Source organism: Segatella baroniae B14, from assembly GCF_022024235.1.
Classification (GTDB): Bacteria; Bacteroidota; Bacteroidia; order Bacteroidales; family Bacteroidaceae; genus Prevotella; species Prevotella bryantii.
Window position 1 is genome coordinate 395,688 of record NZ_CP091800.1, and the last position, 20,394, is coordinate 416,081.

At 38.3% G+C, this 20,394-nt stretch carries 17 protein-coding genes; 5 read left to right on the plus strand and 12 right to left on the minus strand.

Translation table 11 applies throughout. From position 1 onward, the window contains the following. Positions 1–238: 238 nt before the first annotated feature. Positions 239–2,236: a BCCT family transporter gene (locus L6469_RS11850; RefSeq protein ID WP_006283829.1), complete on the plus strand. Its 1,998-nt coding sequence runs from the start codon at positions 239–241 to the stop codon at positions 2,234–2,236. Between the two features lie 252 nt (positions 2,237–2,488). Here L6469_RS11850 and L6469_RS11855 read toward each other — a convergent pair whose 3' ends face one another. The 12 genes from L6469_RS11855 to L6469_RS11910 form a co-directional block, all read right to left on the minus strand. Next, entirely contained in the window at positions 2,489–3,043 is a 555-nt protein-coding gene (locus tag L6469_RS11855; protein WP_039871345.1) for a hypothetical protein, read from the minus strand. Positions 3,044–3,110: 67 nt separating this feature from the next. Beyond that, positions 3,111–3,668, minus strand: a complete 558-nt coding sequence (locus tag L6469_RS11860) for a hypothetical protein (protein WP_006283831.1) — start codon at positions 3,666–3,668, stop codon at positions 3,111–3,113. Between the two features lie 5 nt (positions 3,669–3,673). After that, positions 3,674–3,853, minus strand: coding sequence for a hypothetical protein (locus L6469_RS11865; protein ID WP_006283832.1), 180 nt, complete (start codon positions 3,851–3,853; stop codon positions 3,674–3,676). Between the two features lie 191 nt (positions 3,854–4,044). Beyond that, the gene (locus tag L6469_RS11870) at positions 4,045–4,605 is read right to left on the minus strand and encodes a hypothetical protein (protein WP_006283833.1); all 561 of its coding nucleotides are present in this window, start codon (positions 4,603–4,605) and stop codon (positions 4,045–4,047) included. A gap of 5 nt (positions 4,606–4,610) precedes the next feature. After that, positions 4,611–4,967: a hypothetical protein gene (locus L6469_RS11875; protein WP_143067139.1), complete on the minus strand. Its 357-nt coding sequence runs from the start codon at positions 4,965–4,967 to the stop codon at positions 4,611–4,613. Positions 4,968–5,103: 136 nt separating this feature from the next. Continuing rightward, positions 5,104–5,703, minus strand: coding sequence for a hypothetical protein (locus L6469_RS11880; protein WP_006283835.1), 600 nt, complete (start codon positions 5,701–5,703; stop codon positions 5,104–5,106). Between the two features lie 108 nt (positions 5,704–5,811). Continuing rightward, positions 5,812–6,117: a hypothetical protein gene (locus tag L6469_RS11885; protein WP_143067140.1), complete on the minus strand. Its 306-nt coding sequence runs from the start codon at positions 6,115–6,117 to the stop codon at positions 5,812–5,814. Positions 6,118–6,832: 715 nt separating this feature from the next. Beyond that, the gene (locus L6469_RS11890) at positions 6,833–8,959 is read right to left on the minus strand and encodes a glycoside hydrolase family 97 protein (RefSeq protein ID WP_006283837.1); all 2,127 of its coding nucleotides are present in this window, start codon (positions 8,957–8,959) and stop codon (positions 6,833–6,835) included. A gap of 20 nt (positions 8,960–8,979) precedes the next feature. Then, positions 8,980–10,761, minus strand: coding sequence for a glycoside hydrolase family 66 protein (locus L6469_RS11895; protein ID WP_006283838.1), 1,782 nt, complete (start codon positions 10,759–10,761; stop codon positions 8,980–8,982). A 1-nt stretch (position 10,762) separates the two neighbouring features. Beyond that, positions 10,763–12,253 (minus strand): SusF/SusE family outer membrane protein, encoded by a 1,491-nt coding sequence (locus L6469_RS11900; protein ID WP_006283839.1) that lies wholly within the window; start codon positions 12,251–12,253, stop codon positions 10,763–10,765. A 107-nt stretch (positions 12,254–12,360) separates the two neighbouring features. Next, the gene (locus L6469_RS11905) at positions 12,361–13,839 is read right to left on the minus strand and encodes a RagB/SusD family nutrient uptake outer membrane protein (RefSeq protein ID WP_006283840.1); all 1,479 of its coding nucleotides are present in this window, start codon (positions 13,837–13,839) and stop codon (positions 12,361–12,363) included. A 43-nt stretch (positions 13,840–13,882) separates the two neighbouring features. After that, positions 13,883–16,879, minus strand: coding sequence for a SusC/RagA family TonB-linked outer membrane protein (locus L6469_RS11910; protein ID WP_006283841.1), 2,997 nt, complete (start codon positions 16,877–16,879; stop codon positions 13,883–13,885). A gap of 220 nt (positions 16,880–17,099) precedes the next feature. Between L6469_RS11910 and L6469_RS11915 the strand changes: the two genes are divergently transcribed. The 4 genes from L6469_RS11915 (at position 17,100) to L6469_RS11930 (ending at position 20,390) form a co-directional block, all read left to right on the plus strand. Continuing rightward, positions 17,100–18,761 (plus strand): DUF6377 domain-containing protein, encoded by a 1,662-nt coding sequence (locus L6469_RS11915; RefSeq protein ID WP_223918732.1) that lies wholly within the window; start codon positions 17,100–17,102, stop codon positions 18,759–18,761. A 230-nt stretch (positions 18,762–18,991) separates the two neighbouring features. Further along, the gene (locus L6469_RS11920; protein WP_006283844.1) at positions 18,992–19,456 is read left to right on the plus strand and encodes a GNAT family N-acetyltransferase; all 465 of its coding nucleotides are present in this window, start codon (positions 18,992–18,994) and stop codon (positions 19,454–19,456) included. 197 nt (positions 19,457–19,653) lie between these two features. Further along, positions 19,654–20,139 (plus strand): DsrE/DsrF/DrsH-like family protein, encoded by a 486-nt coding sequence (locus L6469_RS11925; RefSeq protein ID WP_006283846.1) that lies wholly within the window; start codon positions 19,654–19,656, stop codon positions 20,137–20,139. A 26-nt stretch (positions 20,140–20,165) separates the two neighbouring features. Continuing rightward, positions 20,166–20,390, plus strand: a complete 225-nt coding sequence (locus L6469_RS11930; protein WP_006283848.1) for a sulfurtransferase TusA family protein — start codon at positions 20,166–20,168, stop codon at positions 20,388–20,390. Positions 20,391–20,394 lie beyond the last annotated feature (4 nt).

The window sequence follows — 20,394 nt, forward strand, 5'->3', positions numbered from 1 at the left end:
GATATCGTCATGGTTGATATGAAGCAACTGATGATAATCGAAAGCTACTTATTTTAGTTAGAGAAAAGTAAAGCGTTTCTTGAGTCTGTTATCAATTACAAATAAAAATTAAAGTACCTTTTCCACAATAAGGTAATTTTTATTTTTTTATATATTTGTGATAATTGTAAAATGAAACGCATCAAAACTCTTTCTATCCAAAAATACATCACTTCATTAACTTACAATTAAATGAAATATGATGAACAAATTAAATATTAAAACAACATTTACAAAAAAAGTAGCCTATCCTGGTTTACTAGTATTAATTCTTTTATCATTTTTAGCTGCATTATTTCCTGATGGGGTAAATGGTGTGCTAACAAGTATACAGAATAAAATATATAAAGATTTCAGTTGGGTATATATATTGTTGGTATCCTTCTTCGTGATATTCCTTTTTATTTTGGCATTCAGTAAAATGGGAAATGTCCGACTAGGTGCCGATAATTCCAAACCCAAATACTCATTTTTTTCATGGATATCCATGCTCTTTGCTGCGGGTATGGGTATTGGACTGATGTATTTCGGTGTAGCCGAACCTATGTCACATTATGTGTATCCGGCTCTACCAGAAATAACAAATCATGCCAAGGATTCACAGTTGGCTACATTCTTTCATTGGGGATTGCATGCCTGGGCCATTTTTGCAGTAATGGGACTTATTCTAGCTTATTTTTCATTTCGTTATAAGCTACCATTGAGTATTCGTAGTGGATTGTATCCTATACTTGGTGACAAAATTCACGGTTGGGTGGGTGATGTCGTCGATATCTTTGCATTGATAAGTACATTCTTTGGTATTTCCACCTCTATGGGCTTTGGTGTGATGCAGCTCAATGCCGGACTCGTGCATTTAGGTGTTCTTCATCAGTCAAACTTCCTTTTCCAATGTATTATAGTCTTGGTCGTTACAGTTATGGCCACGATGTCGGCTGTAGCTGGTGTGAATAAAGGTGTAAAGCGACTTAGTGAAATCAATCTTGGGGCAGCTATTGTATTGCTTCTCTTTGTATTGTTCTTAGGTCCTACTACCTTCTTGCTGAGCGCTTTTTCAGAAGGAGTAGGTAATTATATCCAAAAATTCGCCAGTTTAACCTTCGATACATTTGCTTTTGAGAAGGCAGGTCGTGGATGGTTTACCAGTTGGACTGTAATGTATTGGGCATGGTGGATTAGTTGGGCACCATTCGTCGGTCTTTTCATTGCTCGTATCTCTAAAGGGCGAACTATTCGAGAATATGTGCTGGCAGTATTGTTAGTACCTTCGCTCTTTATCTTCTTATGGATGACTGTATTTGGTAATGGTGCGATATGGATGGATAGAAATGTATTGCATGGTGCACTCAGTAAATTGGTTCATCAGCCAGATATTTTACTTTTTGCCTTCTTTGAGAGTTTTCCAATGGCAAAGGCTATTTGTGTGATGGCAATAGCAATGATAGCAATCTTCTTCGTCACTTCAGCTGATTCTGGAATTCTGGTTATGAATAGTATTTCAACAGCTAATAATCCTCATTCGCCTAAGTGGCAGAATGTGTTCTGGGGCATACTTATGGCCGTTATCACGATGGCTTTGATCTATGCCGGCGGACTACAATCGCTCCAGTCTATGACCCTTGTATCTGCACTTCCATTTGGATTGATCATGCTCGTACTATGTTTCTGTCTGTTCAAAGCCTTACGTACTGATGAACTCTATAATTCGGCTCATATGCCATATGGTAGTAGAAATTGGAATGGCGAAAACTGGAAACTACGTTTGCAGCAGATTGTGACATTCCACAAAAAGGAAGATATAAAGCGATTCTTCAACGAAAAAGTAGAACCAGCCTTTAAGGATTTGCAGGAAGAGTTTATGCAATATGGTATTCAAGCAGAAATCTTACGAGGAAAGAACGGTCCACTCTCAATAGAGCTAAACATTCCACATGACCGTATTCGCAATTTCCGTTATGGCGTGGCAGCAGAAAAACAGCAACTCTCTGATTATCTGATAGATGAGGATAATACTCCAGACGTAGATAATGGTATGCAGTATGTGCCAGTAACTTATTATACAGATGGACGTACGGGTAACGATATTCAGTATTTAAGTCAGCAAGAGATTATTGCTGATGTTCTTCGAGAGTACGACCGATATCTCTGTATTGTTGCTGATGAGCGTAATGCTATGGTATTTGTTGATAAGAATTAGGTGTAAGAAGTTCATATCATGATGTACCAATGAAAAAGGTACTCCTTTTTTGTCGTGTTGGCAAATAAGGGGTGCCTTTATATTGTTTGTTAGAGAGATAATTCGAACGTTTCTTACTTCATTTTCGCGTGGCATTACAATCAGGAGAAGCTATACATCACCGTGCTTCTCCTGATTTTTGCTTTGGTCTTGTCAAGGCATAGAAATAATCAATACAATTTGATCCTAATCAGCTGACAACAATAGCAGCTTTTAAAATAATAATACACCCCACATGGCAGCTACACCTATAGCCAGCATAATCCAAGAACCTATGAAAAAAGCTATAGTAATCCATTTCCATTTTTTATGCCACGATGCATCTTTTTTTTCAAACTTTTTATAATACTTAAGATATTTATCTTTGGTAAAAACAGCTCTGTACGCTGGGATATATCCTATTCCAATTGGGAGACCAAATAAAATTGCATTCAACCAAGGATATTTGTCTTCAAAAAAACGAATCCCTAGACCACCTAAAATAAACGAAAAAAGACCAGGGTATCCAGAATAGAGAAAGCCAAATATACGGTTCGCCTCTCCAACAGAAAAGCTTTTTTTCTTATCAAAAAAGATTTTCCGCCCTTCAGTATCATTTATATTTTTTTCTGCTACTCTATGATACCATTTCTCAAAGCCAAATAACTTAGAAAAAAATCTTAAATACTTCGAGGTATTATTAAGTGCATTTTCGTATAATCTCACTTCTCCTTTATAAATGCAATAATGCAATGCATTCATGCAATACTCAAATTTATTATTCTTCATCTTTTTCATTTGCCATAAAGATAATCGATATAATTTGATCCTAATCAGCTGACAATAATAGTAGCTTTTAAAATAATAATATACCCCACATGGCAGCTACACCTATAGCCAGCATAATCCAAGAACCTATGAAAAAAGCTATAGTAATCCATTTCCATTTTTTATGCCATGATGCATCTTTTTTCTTAAACTTTTTATGATACTTCAGATATTTATCTTTGGTAAAAACAGCTCTGTACGCTGGGATATATCCTATTCCAATTGGAATACCAAATAAAATTGCATTCAACAAAGGATATTTGTATTCAAAAAAACGATACCAAAGACCACCTAAAATAAACGAAAAAAGACCAGGGTATCCAGTATAGAGAAAGCCAAACGTACTGTTCGCCCTCCCGATATAAAATCCGTTTTCTTTGTCATATAAATATTTATCCAGTAACTTCTTTTCTCTAGGAAGACGTTCGTGATATTTCTTTTTATATTCCTTCGTAAAAAGATACTTTGGTATGGGAGAAAGAAGAGCATGAATAACTTTATCAATAACAATTCCAGATTTTATATCACCGCGCCAAATACAATAATGTATAGCATTTAATATGTATTCAAATCTACTGTAATTCATCGTTTCTATCTATTATAAATTTTATTAATCATTTCTGTTCCTATCATGCTTCCTTTAAATGATCCATATATACCACCAATGATATCACCAGCCCATCCGCCAACAACACTTGCTGTTGCTTTATAAGTATTGTAACCCATTGTTTTGAATTTTCCATAATTGATCCATTTGGTAGCTCTGCTCATGGTTTCTATAATGTTAAGCCTTTTTTAATTATTAGAAACGGACAAATCTATAGCAGAACTAATCATGGATTTTTTGTATGTTTCTGTTGTAAATCCAGCGAGGCCATATCCTGATTTTTGTTTTGGTCTTGTCAAGGCATAGAAATAATCAATACAATTTGATCCTAATCAGCTGACAACAATAGCAGCTTTTAAAGTAATAATATACCCCACATGGCGACAGCCCCACCCATAGCCATCATAATCCAAGAACCTATGAAAAAAGCTATAGTAATCCATTTCCATTTTTTATGCCACGATGCATCTTTTTTTTCAAACTTTTTATAATACTTAAGATATTTATCTTTGGTAAAAACAGCTCTGTACGCTGGGATATATCCTATTCCAATTGGGATACCAAATAAAATTGCATTCAACAAAGGATATTTGTTTTCAAAAAAACGAGACCCAAGACCACCTAAAATAAACGAAAAAAGACCAGGGTATCCAGTATAGAGAAAGCCAAATATACTGTTCGCCCTCCCGATATAAAATCCGTTTTCTTTGTCATATAAATATTTATCCAGTAACTTCTTTTCTCTAGGAAGACGTTCGTAATATTTCTTTTTATATTCCTTCGTAAAAAGAAACTTTGGTATGGGAGAAAGAAGAGCATGAATAACTTTATCAATAACAATTCCAAATTTTATATCACCGCGCCAAATACAATAATGTATAGCATTTAATATGTATTCAAATTTACTATAATTCATCGTTTCTATCTATTATAAATTTTATTAATCATGTCTTTTCCTTTCATGCTTCCTTTAAATGATCCATATATACCACCAATGATACCACCAATTATAGATCCAGGAAACATTCCAACCCCTTCAATCCATATCCCCATTTCTGCACCCAATGCCGCTCCCGCTTGTAGACCAGCTAAGCCACCAACAGTTCCGCCAGCAAAACCTGCAGTTGCATAAGCAGTATGATACCAATCAGTGTAACCTGTTTTTTTATAATCACTACAGTCATAATACATTCCCATATATATGTCATTAGCAGTAAGAAGGTTCCCTATAGGACCAGTAAATTTTGTTATACCTTTTCCTAAAGTTGTCAGTTTCATCGTTTTCACATATTGATTTCCATAGAATCCACGTTCGTCAGAAGCACACCAATGTATTCGAAGCTTATTATCAATGGTGGAATTTTCTGCATTTTTCTCCAAGGATGAACCTATCAGTCTATTGTAGTATTATTCATTAATATGAATGCCTTATGATCTGAATAATCTCTTGTATTCCTCCTATAGCACATACTCCACCGATTGTTGTAAAAAAAAGCGAAATAATACAAAAAACAATGGTTATCCATTTCCACTTCTTATGCCATTGCTCATCTTTTTTCTTAAACTTTTTATGATACTTCAGATATTTGTCATTACTAAAGACTGCTTTATATGCAGGAATATAACCTAAGCCGATAGGTAAGCCTAGTAATATAATCACAACAATCTCTTTCACGTTTTCACATATACCATTTGCTATTCCGAGCAATATAAATGATAAAAGACCAGGGTATCCAGAATAGAGAAAGCCAAACGTACTGTTCGCCTCTCCAACAGAAAGTTCAATTTTTTTCCCATATAAATAGTCTTGATTTTTTTTATCATCATGGAACTTTTTAACACGCCTTTCATAATACTTTTTAAGCCCCAAAATTATAGATAAAACCTTAATCAGTCTATATACTTGTCTTTCTACTTTGTAATTTAACCAGACTTCTCCTTTATAAATGCAATAATGTAATGCATTCATGCAATACTCAAATTTATATTTATACTTACTATCTTTGTTTGCCATAACAATAATCAAGTTTTGTTGTCCGCTCTTTCATAAATGAAGCAATTTGTAGATGACAAATTCTTTTTATGAGTTAAAAGGATAGTTATATGTAAAAAGCATTTTTTCTTAAATAAAAAAGATAAAATAAGCCGTTAGAAAAAAATCAATAAGCAGTAGACAAAGAACATTTAAACGCCATTTTCTTAATTTCAAGTCACGTAGCCTTTCTAATCTTTTTATAGAAAAACACTTATTATGAGATGAATAAATACTATAAAAGACAATTAATGCAATAATAATTTCAGTTATCAAAAAAGAGTTCATAAAATATTGCTCTGCGAAAAGCCTCGTTATATATGCTATAAGCAATGCCCAAGGAGTAAAAAGAATAACTACAATTATGGCAGAACCTTGAATTTCAAAGTCCTTCATATCACATATTTTATGATATGCAGAATAATTATTATAGTCAAAAAAAATATATCGTATTATACAATAAAATAACGACCACACTAATGCGTAAAAATCACATATTACATAGTTAACTATATTAATATGTCGAAATAACTTTTTAAGAGTTTTTAAGTTATATAGTTTATTCATTATGCAAATAATTAAATTCACTAATTGTATTAGCGAAGCATTTCTTCAAAAACATAATCAGTACTTTATGCGATTACTAAGATTGAACTCTATGGTGTAACTTACGTTATTCTTTTGGCTTATTCCCGAGGCATCATAATAGTAGTTAATCTTGCTTTGACTGAATGTAAACAACGGGACAAAAACGAATAGAAGTAAGCATTTTTTCATATTGTTATCTCTGATTTGGTAATTGCTCTTAGTAAATATATTTATGGTTTAGCTATAATATATAGCCATACTTTCGTATTTTGTTGCAAAAGTAGTAATAAATAAAATAATATAAAAATATTTTGTTTTGTTTTTTTGTAGAATTGTAATATATATATACTAAATTCATGTGTGTTCGACGTAATTTAATATTACGCAAGTTGCGTATCAAGAGAGGTTGCTTTATTCATGTTAGTTTCGATGAGTAAGCAGATAATAAAAGCTTCTCTTGTGAAAATGTATCGTTTTGAGGTTGCCTATAGATATGGCATTCACAAGAGAAGCTTTTGGGGGGTTAATTTGCAGGTTTAATGCTGATAGCATATCCACCGCCAGGAACCGCTTTCAGTTTGAGAACGGTGTTCGAGTTTACTGTTTTCTTGCTGATAACGTATGCCTGTGGATTAGTGCGATAATTGGCATTCTTAGCGTCGGCATAGATTGTTGCGATGTACTTTTTACCTTTGTCAAGGAAATTAAGCTTGAGGTGTGAGGTGTGTCCATTTTCACCTGTTGTGCATCCCACAAACCAGTTAGCACTATTTTTAGCTTTTCGAGCAACGGTAATATACTGTCCAGGTTCAGCCTCAAGATAACGACTGTCGTCCCAATCTACTGCAACATCCTTGATGAATTGGAAAGCATCCATGTGTTTGCGATAGTTCTCTACAAGATCAGCAGCCATCTGGAGTGGACTATACATCGTGACGTACAGTGCCAGCTGACGTGCCAAAGTAGAGTTGACATGCGCATGGTTATTAGGATTCATCTTGCTCATATCCATTTCGAAGATGCCAGGAGTATAATCCATAGGACCTCCCTGCAGTCGGGTAAAAGGTAAGATGGTTGTGTGGTTTACATGGTTGCTAGCCCCTGCTTCGTATTCAGTTCCTCGGGCAGCCTCGTTACCAATGAGGTTAGGATAGGTTCGGCATAAACCAGTAGGGCGAACAGCTTCGTGAGCATTTACCATGATATGATGTTTAGCCGCTTCTTGAACAGCATAGAGATAGTGGTTTACCATCCATTGTCCGTAGTGATGCTCACCCCGTGGCAAGATATTACCTACATAACCGCTCTTAACAGCGTCGTAGCCATATTTATTCATGAGATTGTATGCTGCTTCCATGTGGCGCTCGTAATTGCGTACAGAACCACTTGTCTCGTGATGCATAAGGAGTTTCACGCCTTTGCTGTGAGCATATTCGTTAAGAGCCTTGATGTCAAAGTCAGGATAGGGAGTAGTAAAGTCAAAAACATAATCTTTTTCCTGACCAAACCAGTCTTCCCAACCGATATTCCAACCTTCTACAAGAACTTGGTCGAGCCCGTTCTCGGCAGCAAAGTCGATATATTTGCGGACATTTGCATTGTTAGCCCCATGTTTGCCATGAGTTTTTACCTTAGTATAGTCGATAGAATCGAGTTTCACTGAAGGCAAGTCCCACGTGTAAGACCATTGGCTCATGCCGTTAATCATTTCCCACCATACTCCTGCATATTTTACCGGATGAATCCAACTAGTGTCTTTGAGTTTGCAAGGATCGTTAAGATTGAGAATAAGATTACTTGAAAGCATGTCTCTTGCATCGTCGCTAACAATGATAGTTCGCCATGGACTCTTGCAAGGGGCTTGAAGATAACCTTTGTCACCTCGTGCATCAGGAGTGAGAAATGATTCGAAAATCATGTTCTTGTCATCGAGATTGAGGTGCATACAGCTATAGTCTACCAGTGCAGCTTCGTGCAGATTGATATAGATTCCGTCAGGAGTCTTCATTTGCAGAGAGGTTTGAACGCATGTTGGTCCTGCAAGGGTTTGTGAAGCGTTGTTGTCATAGGCTGTAGGTAGCTTCTGTCGTATTTCAGAGAGTTTTGATTCTGTATAGTTATATTCCTGAGTGTCGTAGTCGCCAGGAATCCACCATGCCGTATTGTCGCCACTCATAGCAAACTGGCTATGCTCTTCTTTAATTACAAAATAGTTGAGGTTTTTGGACAGCGGAAACTCGTAACGGAAGCCTAAACCATCATCGTAAAGACGGAAACGGATATTGAGACCTCGTTCTTGTGACTGTTGATATAATTCAACAAACATTTCGTTGTAGTGGTTGCGTATGTTGCGAGTCTCACCCCATACAGGTTGCCATGTTTCATCAAAGGATGATGCTGTCGTTTTTTTGATGACAAAATCCTGCTGTAAGTTGTGGGCATTCTTGAGCTCTAGTCCGAGATGAGATGGACGAATAACGGTTTTGCCTTTATACTGAAGTATGTAAGTAGGTTCGCCCTTTTCAGATAACGAGAAAGTCATCTGTAGCTTTCCGTTTGGCGAATGGAGTACAATAGGCTCTGCTGCTATGATTTTGCCTGCAAGACAAATAGCAGCAACTAAGAGAATCGTTCTTATTAAATGTTTCATTTATATTTCTTCGTTTATATTTATTTTTCTAATACAATCATTGACCAGTATTTTAGATTTGGAACGGTGGTCATTACATAGTTGTTATCTTGTCTGAAACTAATCTGCTGTGGTGCGCCACCCATATAGTCTGGACTTGCTATCCATATTTTCTTTACACCTGAAGCCTTGATACGTACAGGAATATTGTTCAAGGTGGTTGGTTCTGGTTGTGTGCCGTTCATGTCACGCCAGCTCAAACTGTTGGCTTGGGTAAAGTTAATGAGGTTGATGACCTGTTGGTTACCAACATTTCGGTTAATCGCAGTAACACCATGTGTCACAGGAGGCCATGCGTTGATGCTGATGGTCTGATCGCCAGATGTAATATCTGAGGTAGTTTGTTGTCCACCATCTCGAAGCAGATTTTCGTAGGCTGTCATGAAGTCGTAATAGGCTACGATATTCTTCTTCAGTTCGCTGCTCATTTGTAGGTTGTTGTTAGGGAAATATTCATGACAGAGCATGTGGTCGCCAAGTTCAAGATGTGCACCACCCAGCGCAAAGATGACAGCATCGGTGAGGAGAATGCCTGGAGTGTTGAAAGTACCCAGTTCACCACTCTTGCCGTAGTCCATGTAGGCAGCAAAGACGGTATTCATGGTGTTACCACTGAAATAGTTGTTTTCGTTAATAACCTTGCCAAAGTCACTGAACTTATCTTCTGATCCCCACATCTCGTTGTAGAGGAAATCGACATCGTTGGTGCCAGCGATATTCTGCTGACCAAATCTTGAAACGGCATTCATAACGAGTGATTTCTCAGGACGTGCTTCTTTTATAGCTTTGATGAACGAAGCGAAACTATGTGGTAGATTTATAATTCCACCATAGTAGTCGTATACAGTACCTCGATCGCCTACTTGGTCGATATGGAAACCATCGAAATCAAGACTGCTGTAAACATCATTGTTGCGCTCTATGATATAGTTTTGCCAGTCTTTATGAGATGGGTCGAGAAGATAGATATCGCTTTTCCAGTCTTTAGATAGAGTAAGTTTGTCGATATCGGAGTGCTTGTTATTTTTGTAAAGATACCAATGTCTATTGACACCATCTGTCTGGGCATCGTCAAGTGCACCATAACAAAGATTATAAAACATCGCTTTCATCCCATGTTCATGAGCGCTGCTTATATAATTTTTAACAACAGAAGTAAGCACCTGTCGGTTGGCGATGTCCTTATATTCATCTAGTAGGTTATCACGAGTGCCTCCAAGTGGCCAGTGATGCTTGTTTTGCCAGTCGTAAAACTGCAGACCGTTGATGTGGCAGCGGTTAAGGAAATGAAGCTCATTTTCTATTTGTGAGCTCGTTTTAGTGGCATCATAGGTACCTACGAATCCATATCGAGGAAAACGCTTCCAGTTGGTCGATACATCTATGCCAATGGTGGCATAGATGTTTTCCTTGTTATCAGAAAGGGTATATACATCAGCGAGGTAGCCCATGTTGTCAGCTGAAGGGGCTGTCCATGAGAAGGTGTTTGCGGAGAGCGATTGTTCTTCTATCACATCTGCTCCATGACGAATGCGAATCTTAGCCCCTTCAGGAATGGTACCACTGATTTTGAAGTTTACCTGTGATTCTGGAGCATAGATGGCCTTATCTGTAGTTATCTCAAGACTGATGTAGTCATTCATGGCAACAATGGGCGAGAAGGTCTCAATGTTGGTATATTCATTATTGTTAGCATCGTTATCGCTGCTACATGAAAAGGCAGACAATGCTGCAATAAAGAGTAATATATTCATTTTTTTCATATTATTGTTTTACTATTGTAACGGTTTCTTTCAATTGGTTTAGTGTGATGGTATAGGTACCAGAAGAGGCGATTTTCCATTTCTGATCTACATCTCCGATATTCTTGTCGAGATACTGAGCTTGAAGATATGCGTCACTCTTGTCGATGAAAAGTGCGTGCTCTTCGGTTCCTGTTGGAGCTACATCGTTGCCCTGTGCGCACATGAGCCATGCACCATTCCAGTCGCTTCGCTTGTCAAAAGAGAATTTCAGTTCACCGGCATTCAACTGTCCTGTCCATGTGAATACCATAGGGTCGGTCGTAGCAGTCATGGTAGTCGCATTTCCTAAATCCCAACCGTTTGGGGTGGCATCGCCCACCATATATACCATTTCGTAAGGAGTGAATTCTTTCATCATCATACGTTCTTTTCCATTACGGATATCGAGACAAATCTTATATGCTTTAGGGGTTTCATGGTCGTTGAGGTACCATTTATGGTCTGGGTCGAAGCCACTGACGAATGATACAGAAGCATCGGTATATGACTGGTGTTCGCTGGTCGCTTTATACATGTTCTCCCAACTGCCATTGGCTGTACCAAACTTGAATTCGCCTGATGTGTTGATGATTTTGCCATAACGGAAAAGGAATGGATCGATTGGATCTTGGGTCATCTCTTCGAATCCCCAACCGGTAGCATCGCCCACAAAGTACATTTGGTCGTAGTCAGGACGCATGCCGTCAGCTTTCTCGCAAATGAGCGTTCCTTCGAGCAAGTCAACGCTGATTTTGTAGTAATGAGCTTCTTGGATATGGAATTTCTCATCCGGGTCTTCATCGTTTTCACGGTAAACAAGATTGCCTTTCCCATCGTTATTATATGAAGGTAGAAAGTTGCCCATAGTAGTGACAAATTTATAATCACCTTCTACAAGATTGCCTTCCCAGGTGAACTTACCATTGTCCTGACGTGTCATCTCGGTGGCATGATCGATATTCCAACCGTTTGGCGTAGCATCGCCTATCAGGAAGAGAGATTCAGTAACTGGCTGATAAGGGATTACAGAGAATTCAATAGTTGAAGTTTGTATTTCTGTACCTTTAGATATGGCTGATATTCGTGCTTCGAGATCCATGCTCTGACCAGGTGTGCCTTCAAATTTGTCAAGAATGATATTGTTGAGGTTTTCTTGTGAGGCACTCCAACTGTATATCTGCGTTTCGTTATTCACAGCCACATAAGCATTCTGGAAGTTGGTTCCTTTAGGAGCCAGTTCCAGTTGGTAATATATACGATTGCCTGTTCCACCATTATTTCCTGTGGTCCATGACAATAGCACAGCCTCATTGGCATGCGTGTGTTCATCGAGTATTGTCGTCTGTTGGTCTACGGTTAGTGTAAGCTCATCGCAACCTTTGTTTAACATCGAGTAGTCGTTATCGGCACATGATGTCAACCCTACGATTGCTAAAGCAAGGAGTAGTACGTTAGAGCAGACAGCTAACATGAGATTATATGTTTTTTTCATCTTTTGTTTTGTTTAAATGATTATTAGCTAAACTTCTTTTTCAGTTTAGTTAGGTTTTGATATCGTTATGTTACCTTTTTAAATCATTAATATCCGTTATTCTGTGTCATCAGTGGATTGGCATCCATCTCGGTTTGAGGAATAGGGAAGAGTAGACGCTCCTTGGTGGCACGCGATTTGCCGATAGAATGTAAGAAACTTACGGCATAATTACCATCGTTAATTCTAATCATGTCAAACCATCTGTGACCTTCGAATGCTAACTCCATACGACGTTCGTGAATAATTTTATCACGCATTTCAGACTGGTTGAGTCCAGCAACATTTGCTAGTCCTGCTCGATGACGAACGATATTCAATGGTTCGCAGGCTTTAGCCGTTTCGCCTAACTCGTTAAGTGCTTCAGCTTTCATCAGAAGCACATCGGCATAACGCCATACCACAAAATTGGCAGGATTGGTATTATATTCTGGTGAAATCGCTTTTGTTACAAGAAATTTTCTTACGTTATAACCCGTATTAGAATAGCTGTTCTTGTATTTTTTACCGTCAAAATCTGGACAGCCTTCATAGAAAACGGTAAGATCTTTGCGTTTGTCGCCCTCTTCATATTGCGACATGAATTCTTCTGTAGGTTGATTCCAACCATAGCATCCTGCAACAAAGTCTGAATTGCGTGGTCCCATAAAGGTAGAAAGCCAGCTTGACTGAGGATTGTTTCCCCAAAAATCATACTCAGTGTTGCCAGAGAACTGTACCTCGAAGATAGACTCTGGTCCGTTGTTTACAGTTGCATCGAAATTATCTTCGTATTTGCATTTTGACAAGTCGTATCCGAGAGCCGTAACCGAATCACAAAGGTTTACGACATGTTGATAATAATCTTTGTTTTTTGAGGCACGTGTAAGATATATGTCTGCCATCTGAGTGAGAGCAGCATCTTTGCAAGCTCGACCTACGTTTTCTGAATCATATTCAGATTTAGCAGGAAGAATATCAATAGCACGCTGACAGTCGGACATAATTTGGCGATATACATCATCGACGGATGCACGGGCTATGGCTGTTGAATTTCCCGGTTCGAAAGGTTCTAGGCGCAATGGCACACCGCCATATAGGCGTACAAGAATGTAATAATAATGTGCGCGTAGGAAAAGTGCTTCGCCAAGGCAACGTTCTTGAATACTGCCGGGCTCGTAACCTGAGTTTTCTATACTTTTTATCAATGTGTTGCACTGTCCGATACCTACCCATGGAGAACGCCACATATAGAGTGCCATACCATTATCGCTCAGTGTAGTGAAGTTTGATGCTTGTACTGTTTCCAAACCGTCAGTACCACCACCAGCACCAACCTCGCTATTACCAGCAACAATATCTAGTGTCCATAGGCGTTGGTTATACATGTTTGAGCTTTGTAATGTACGATAGCATGCGTTTGTCATGGCTATGGCCACCTGATCGTCTATCTTCGTATTGGTATCAACTGTATTCTTAGGTGATTTCTCGAGGAAATCGTCGCTACAAGATGAAGTTGTTGCGATAACTGCTATACCCAAGAACATATAGTTTATGATATATTTAACGTTTCGTTTCATAATGACGTTTTTACAAGTTGAAATTTATACCCAGATTAAAGGTTCTCGAAATAGGGTAGCGAGAGAGATCAATACCATTGATGTCGACCTCTGGATCAAAACCGCTGTAATTGGTGATGGTAAACACATTCTCGCAAGAGAGTGTGAGGCGTGCATTCTGTATGGTTAGAGCCTTGAGCCAGTCCTTAGGGAAGTTGTATGAAAGACTTAATGTCTTTAGTCGGAGATATGATCCATTTTCTACATATCTGTCAGAGACGCGGGTATTCTGGTTGGGATCGCCAAATACGGCACGTGGCATATTGTTACTGGTGCCTTCTGCTGTCCATCTATTCAGCACATCAGTTGTCTGGTTGTAGGCTGCAGACATACCTGTAAGGTCAATATTATTAGCGTTGAAAATCTTGTTTCCTGCTACGCCCTGGAAATATATGCTCAGTTCGAAGCCTTTCCAAGTAAGGGTATTATTAAGTGAGAAAAGGTTTGTCGGATTAGGATTGCCGATAACTGTTCGGTCTTCATCGTTGATTATACCATCATTGTTGAGATCCTTGAAACGGATATCACCAGGCTCTGCACCAGGTTGAATAGCATGGTCTAATACTTCTGCTTCATTCTGGAAAATGCCATCGGTTACATAGCCATAAAATACATTGATAGGGTATCCTTTGTCGAGTACGGTAACATAGGAGTTGTTGATTTGGTTGATGTAGTATGGAACGCTACTGTTCAGATCTTTAATTTTGTTTCTATTGTATGTGTAAGACAAATCTGAAGTCCATCCGATGTGACCTTTAAGGTTTACGGTATGAAGAGATATTTCAAAACCGCTGTTGCGGACCTTACCGGCATTGGTATAGGTTGTACTGGTATCTTCAAACCCCGACGTGATAGGTATTGATGCTTTGACGAGCATATCACTTGTCGTTTTGAGATAAGCATCAAAAGAGAGAATGGCTCGCTGGTTGAATAAAGTCGCATCAAATCCGATGTTAGCTTGTGCTACTTCTTCCCAATGGATAGAAGGGTTGGCAAGGGTTGTAGAAACAAGGGCAGCCTGTTCGTTACCACTATAACCGAAAGGATAAACGCTCGTGTTGTAAGAAGCGAGATAACTGTAGTTGCTTACGCTCGCCTGACTACCTGTTACACCATATCCTGCACGTATTTTCAAATCACCGAGGATATCGTTCTTAGGGAACCAGTCTTCTTCAGAAATACGCCATGCAAGAGATACAGATGGGAAGGTTCCCCATCGATGATTACTGCCGAAACGGCTAGAACCATCACGTCTTACAGTAGCTGTGAGCAGGTATTTGTTATTGTAGTCGTAGTTGAAACGCGCCATATATGAGAATAAAGCCCATTCGGTCTCATTTCCACCTATAGCGTGCATCTTCTGACCATTGTCCATTTCGTGAACATTGTCGAAAGCAAACACATTTTTCTGTGCGTTGAGATAGTCATAGTTATTCCATTGGGCAGATATACCGGCCATCACGTTGAAGTGGTGCTTCTTGGCAAGGGTATAGTCAAAGAGGAAATAATTATCCCAAAGATAGGTAAATGATTTATTGTCGCTCTTATAGCGTGAACTTTCTTCTACAGCAGATGGTTTCCAGTTGTATGCTGGAGTGAAGTTGTCGGCATACCAGAATTTTGCATCCAAACCGAATGTGCTCTTATATTTCAGCCATTTGGTGAACGTAAGTTCTGCGGTAAGGTTACCCAAGAAGTTGTATCCGTTAGTTTTTTGCTTATCGGTTTCAATTGGACCTATTGGGTTTCGAGTAGAACCGTACCATGTTGAGTTTCCTTCAGGACCGGTCCATTCTCCATTCTCGTCTTTTACAGCATAGGTAGGAAGTGCACGTAGGGCATTACCAATATCATAACTGCCCTGTTGTTTCTTATCGGCACTTACTGTGATATTGTTGGACATTTTTAGCCAAGGGAGAACCTGTGCGTCGGCATTTTCCTGAAATGTGAAACGTCTGTATTTCACACTCTTCACAGTACCCGATTGGTTCAAGTAGCCGCCTGATACATAATAATGAGCCTTGTCGCTACCACCAGAGTAACTTACAGAATAATTTTGCATATAGCCCGTTTGGAGAAGCTCATCGAGCCAGTTTGTTCCATTTCCGAGTGCAGAAGGATTACTCCAGTCTGGGTTTGTTGCATATCCAGCATTATTAAGCATGTCATTGCTTAAAGCTGCATATTGGCTGGCATTTAGCATTTCTGGTGTATGCATGGTTCGTTGGATGGAGAAATTGGCAGCAAATGATAACGTGCCTTTTCCTTCTTTTCCTTTTTTTGTCGTGATCATTACTACACCGTTGGCACCACGACTACCATAGATCGCTGTTGCCGAAGCGTCTTTCAGAACATCGAGACGTTCAATATCAGCCATATTCATATTGTTGAGGCTGAGATCGGTAGGCACACCATCAATGACAACAAGTGGATCGCAATTGTTGATAGAACCCAAACCGCGGATTTTAATGGAAACGTTGTCACCTGGTTTTCCTGCATCTACTACTTGTAATCCTGCTACCTTACCCTGCATAGCCTGACCGATGTTGCTTACTGGTGACTCTAAATCGGTAGCATTAAGAGAGCCAACAGAACCTGTGAGGTCGTTTTTTCTCATGGTGCCATAGCCTATGACAACTACTTCGTTGAGTTTTGTATTCTGCTCATGAAGAATAATAGATATAGGTTTTACATCGTTGATTTTGGCTTCTTGAGTCACAAAACCTATATAAGAAAATGTAATGGTTGAATTTTGTGGTACAGATAATGTGAATTTACCATCCAAGTCGGTAACGGTTCCGTTATTTGCACCTTTGCGCATGACAGTACATCCAATGATAGGTTCACCTGACTCATCAGTTACCACACCATTGATTTTTATGTTTTGAGCTAGTGTCGATAGTGACAATAGCGTAGTGAAGACAACCAACGTTAATCGTGGATTTACATGTCTTTTCTTTCTTTTCATAGATTCTGGTTTTGAAATGTTAGTTATTTGGCTATTTCGGTGCAAAGTAACAACATTTTTGAGTAATATGTGTCATAAGGTAGTACTTAAGTAGAAATACTATTATTTCTTATTCTGTATATATTGTTGACTATTAAATAGTTATGTTGATTATGAAAAAAATACGAAGTAGATACTTGTAGTTTGCTAAAAACTGTTTATCTTTGCAGAAAACCAAATCATGACAATGTTTAAAGCCTTTTTAATCCTTATTTTTACTCTTTTGAGCTATAGTGTTTCAGCTCAACAGAAAGAGAATTTATTGCTTCAACTTGATTCCGTGTTGGCTCATCGTCAGCAGGCTATGATAGAGAAAGAAAAACGAATAAACTATCTCAAAACGAATTTATTGAGAGAAAGTAATCTGAGAGCGAAACTCAATATTTATAGTCAGATATATGATGAGTATTATGTTTTTCAGTTTGACTCTGCTCATGTATATATTAATAAAGGTATCGAACTTGCTAAGAAACTTGATGATCAATACTATTACAGTATGTTCATCATTCGTAAGGCTCAGCTTATGGCTATCGGTGGTCTTTATTATGAATCACGTAATCTTATAGATAGTATTGACACTTCTACACTTGATGCCAATTTACAGTTTGATTATTATCTATGCTTATTCAGAATATATAGTTACTGGAGCGATTATTGTAACGACAAGGAATATAAACCTCATTACAGAAAATTGGCTAATGATTATTTGAGTAAAGCGATTGTTCATCTTGACAAAAGAGACATTGCCTATGATTATTATATGGGCGAATTTTATGTGTATGTAAATTTTGATTCCAAGACAGCGCGTAAGTATTATCTGTCGGCTATTAAGAAGTGTCCTAAGAATTCGCGCCTTTACGCTATGGCTTGTTTTGCCTTAGCTGGTAATTATAGAAACGATAATCATGAACAACAGTATGAAAAATATCTCATTCTGTCGGCTTTGAGTGATGCTCATAACCTCACGATGGAAAATTTTTCTTTGCAGATGCTTGCTTCTTATATTTTTGAAACAGATGAAAGTAATATAGAGCATGCTCAGAATTATATCAACCAATCGTTGGCTGATGCTAAGTTTTATAATAGCAAACTAAGAATAATAGAAATATCAGAACGATTACCTGGCATTATCTCTAAATATGACGAGGCTGTCAAATCGCGTAATCGTATGCAGAAACTGGTTATTATTTCTGTATCCGTCCTTTTATTCATCCTTCTTTGTGCTATGGCATTTATTTTCAAACAAAATGCCAAACTTACGGCCAGTAGAAAGGAACTCTATAAGCGAAATATGCAATTGTCGGAACTGAATCATCAGCAAAGAAATCTTAACGGACAACTAAATACGTTGAACGAAAGATTGGTAGATACCAACAAAAAGCGTGAAGGCTTGGCCAAGATATATATAGATTTATGTGCTAAATATATCAACAGACTCAAAAACCAGAAAACTCTTGTACAGCGAAAGATAAAGGCCAATCAGGTGAATGAATTACTCACCTTAATTACTTCTTCTAAGTTTTCTGAAGAGGATGCTGCAACATTCTTGAACCGTTTTGATAAGGCATTCCTCGATCTATATCCTACATTCATAGAAGAGTTTAATGCTTTATTAAAGCCAGATGAGAAGATTGTTGTGAAAGCGACGAACACAATGACAACAGAACTTCGTATCTTTGCTCTCATAAGATTAGGAGTTAGTGAGAGTAGTGAAATAGCCGATTTGCTATTTTATTCTCCACAGACCATCTATAATTATCGCTCAAGTACAAGGAACAAAGCTCTTCATCGTGACAGCTTTGAGTCTGATGTGGTAAAACTCTGTACGGTAATACGTGTGTAGTCTTGCTATGGCAAGGTGTGTCTTTGTGAAACAAACTTTTGGGGAGTTGAAAATTTGATTTTTTCCTCGCATAAGTTAGGTATTCTGCGGTTTGAAATGGCTTTTATAAATGTTTTTATGAGCATAATCTGACATAAGCTATAGAAAATCATTAACTTTACACTCGTAATGTATATTTTATCCCTGTAAGTATGTAACCGATGCGGGATAAATAGTTTAAAAAGTTAGAAATGATTACGATAAAGACATATCATGAGCAGTATCAGGCTGATTTCATTCGCTTGAACAAAGAGTGGATCGAGACTTACTTCCGTTTGGAGGAGTCTGACCTTCGGACTTTTGCCAATATCGATAGCTACATCTTGGGCAATGGTGGACAGATATTTCTTGCTATTGATGACAGTAGTGGTAAGGTTGTAGGATGTTGCGCGCTAATCAATCATCCAGAAAAGAATGTATATGAGTTGGCCAAAATGGCCGTTTCACCTAAAGCTCAAGGAAAACACATCGGGTACAAGTTGGGCTTGGCTCTCATAGAATATGCCCGTCAACTGGGTGCCAAAAGACTTTATCTGGAAGGAAACACCCATTTGGCTGCTTCCATCCATCTTTATCGAAATTTAGGATTCAAAGAAGTTTCTTTGGACGGTAGCACTTATGACCGTTGCGATATTATCATGGAATTAGATTTATAGTACATTTTCTTTGTAGCGATATCTAATTTTTTCCCTCCCCACATACTCCCTTATGGATGGTACATGGTATACTATATCATGGGTATCTAAAATGCCACAAATGGGCTATTGTAGATACCCCGGAATCACTGTACCTTTGCCGTTGTAATAGAGTATTGATCAGAATAAGTACACCCTATAATTATAAATTGCGAATTATGAATCCTGAATTGAAAAAAAAACTAAGCATTATCGCTTTTAGCGGTGATTTCGACAAGTTAACTGCAGTATTCACCTTAGCAACCGGTGCGGCAGCAGTGGGTTACGAAGTAAACATCTTCTTCACGTTCTGGGGGCTGGATGCGATTAAGAAAAAGCAGGGACGTTCGTTCGTGGGCGGAAACGGATTAACGAAGTTATTCGGCTTCATGATGGGCGGTCTGAAGGTGACCCCAACAAGCCGTTTCAATTTTGGTGGTATAGGTCCCAGGATATTCCGCTATCTGATGCGAAAAAATAATGTTGCGACACTTGAAGAACTTGTTGAGGCTGCTAAAGCACTCGGTATCAATCTCTATGCTTGCGAGATGGCCATGCACGTGCTTGGCTTGAAAAAAGAGGATTTTATCTCTGAAGTGAAGGATGTACTTGGCGTAGCAACGTTCTTGAAACTTTCTGAAGGCGGAAGAACATTATTCATTTAACCCAATGATAAATCGGAAATACATTTATGGCAACAAAGACACTAGACATTACGAAGGAGCATTGCCCGATGACCTTCGTAAAAACAAAGATTGAACTATCAAAACTCAGTCCGGGTGATATTCTTGAAGTTTTACTGGCTGAGGGTGAACCTCTCGATAATGTTCCGCGCAACGCAAAAGAACAAGGTTATAACGTACTTTCCGTAGAACACGTGGAAGGGACAACTCATAAAGTAATCATTAAAAAATAAAAGG

Bases quoted from the DNA above. Each gene is read 5' to 3' on its own strand.
- L6469_RS11890 (WP_006283837.1), bottom strand. From the start codon at position 8,959: ATGAAACATTTAATAAGAACGATTCTCTTAGTTGCTGCTATTTGTCTT.
- L6469_RS11925 (WP_006283846.1), top strand. From the start codon at position 19,654: ATGAATCCTGAATTGAAAAAAAAACTAAGCATTATCGCTTTTAGCGGT.
- L6469_RS11870 (WP_006283833.1), bottom strand. From the start codon at position 4,605: ATGAATTATAGTAAATTTGAATACATATTAAATGCTATACATTATTGT.
- L6469_RS11850 (WP_006283829.1), top strand. From the start codon at position 239: ATGATGAACAAATTAAATATTAAAACAACATTTACAAAAAAAGTAGCC.
- L6469_RS11860 (WP_006283831.1), bottom strand. From the start codon at position 3,668: ATGAATTACAGTAGATTTGAATACATATTAAATGCTATACATTATTGT.
- L6469_RS11885 (WP_143067140.1), bottom strand. From the start codon at position 6,117: ATGAAGGACTTTGAAATTCAAGGTTCTGCCATAATTGTAGTTATTCTT.
- L6469_RS11920 (WP_006283844.1), top strand. From the start codon at position 18,992: ATGATTACGATAAAGACATATCATGAGCAGTATCAGGCTGATTTCATT.
- L6469_RS11880 (WP_006283835.1), bottom strand. From the start codon at position 5,703: ATGGCAAACAAAGATAGTAAGTATAAATATAAATTTGAGTATTGCATG.
- L6469_RS11900 (WP_006283839.1), bottom strand. From the start codon at position 12,253: ATGTTAGCTGTCTGCTCTAACGTACTACTCCTTGCTTTAGCAATCGTA.
- L6469_RS11905 (WP_006283840.1), bottom strand. From the start codon at position 13,839: ATGTTCTTGGGTATAGCAGTTATCGCAACAACTTCATCTTGTAGCGAC.
- L6469_RS11895 (WP_006283838.1), bottom strand. From the start codon at position 10,761: ATGAAAAAAATGAATATATTACTCTTTATTGCAGCATTGTCTGCCTTT.
- L6469_RS11855 (WP_039871345.1), bottom strand. From the start codon at position 3,043: ATGAAGAATAATAAATTTGAGTATTGCATGAATGCATTGCATTATTGC.
- L6469_RS11910 (WP_006283841.1), bottom strand. From the start codon at position 16,879: ATGAAAAGAAAGAAAAGACATGTAAATCCACGATTAACGTTGGTTGTC.
- L6469_RS11875 (WP_143067139.1), bottom strand. From the start codon at position 4,967: ATGAAACTGACAACTTTAGGAAAAGGTATAACAAAATTTACTGGTCCT.
- L6469_RS11865 (WP_006283832.1), bottom strand. From the start codon at position 3,853: ATGAGCAGAGCTACCAAATGGATCAATTATGGAAAATTCAAAACAATG.
- L6469_RS11930 (WP_006283848.1), top strand. From the start codon at position 20,166: ATGGCAACAAAGACACTAGACATTACGAAGGAGCATTGCCCGATGACC.
- L6469_RS11915 (WP_223918732.1), top strand. From the start codon at position 17,100: ATGACAATGTTTAAAGCCTTTTTAATCCTTATTTTTACTCTTTTGAGC.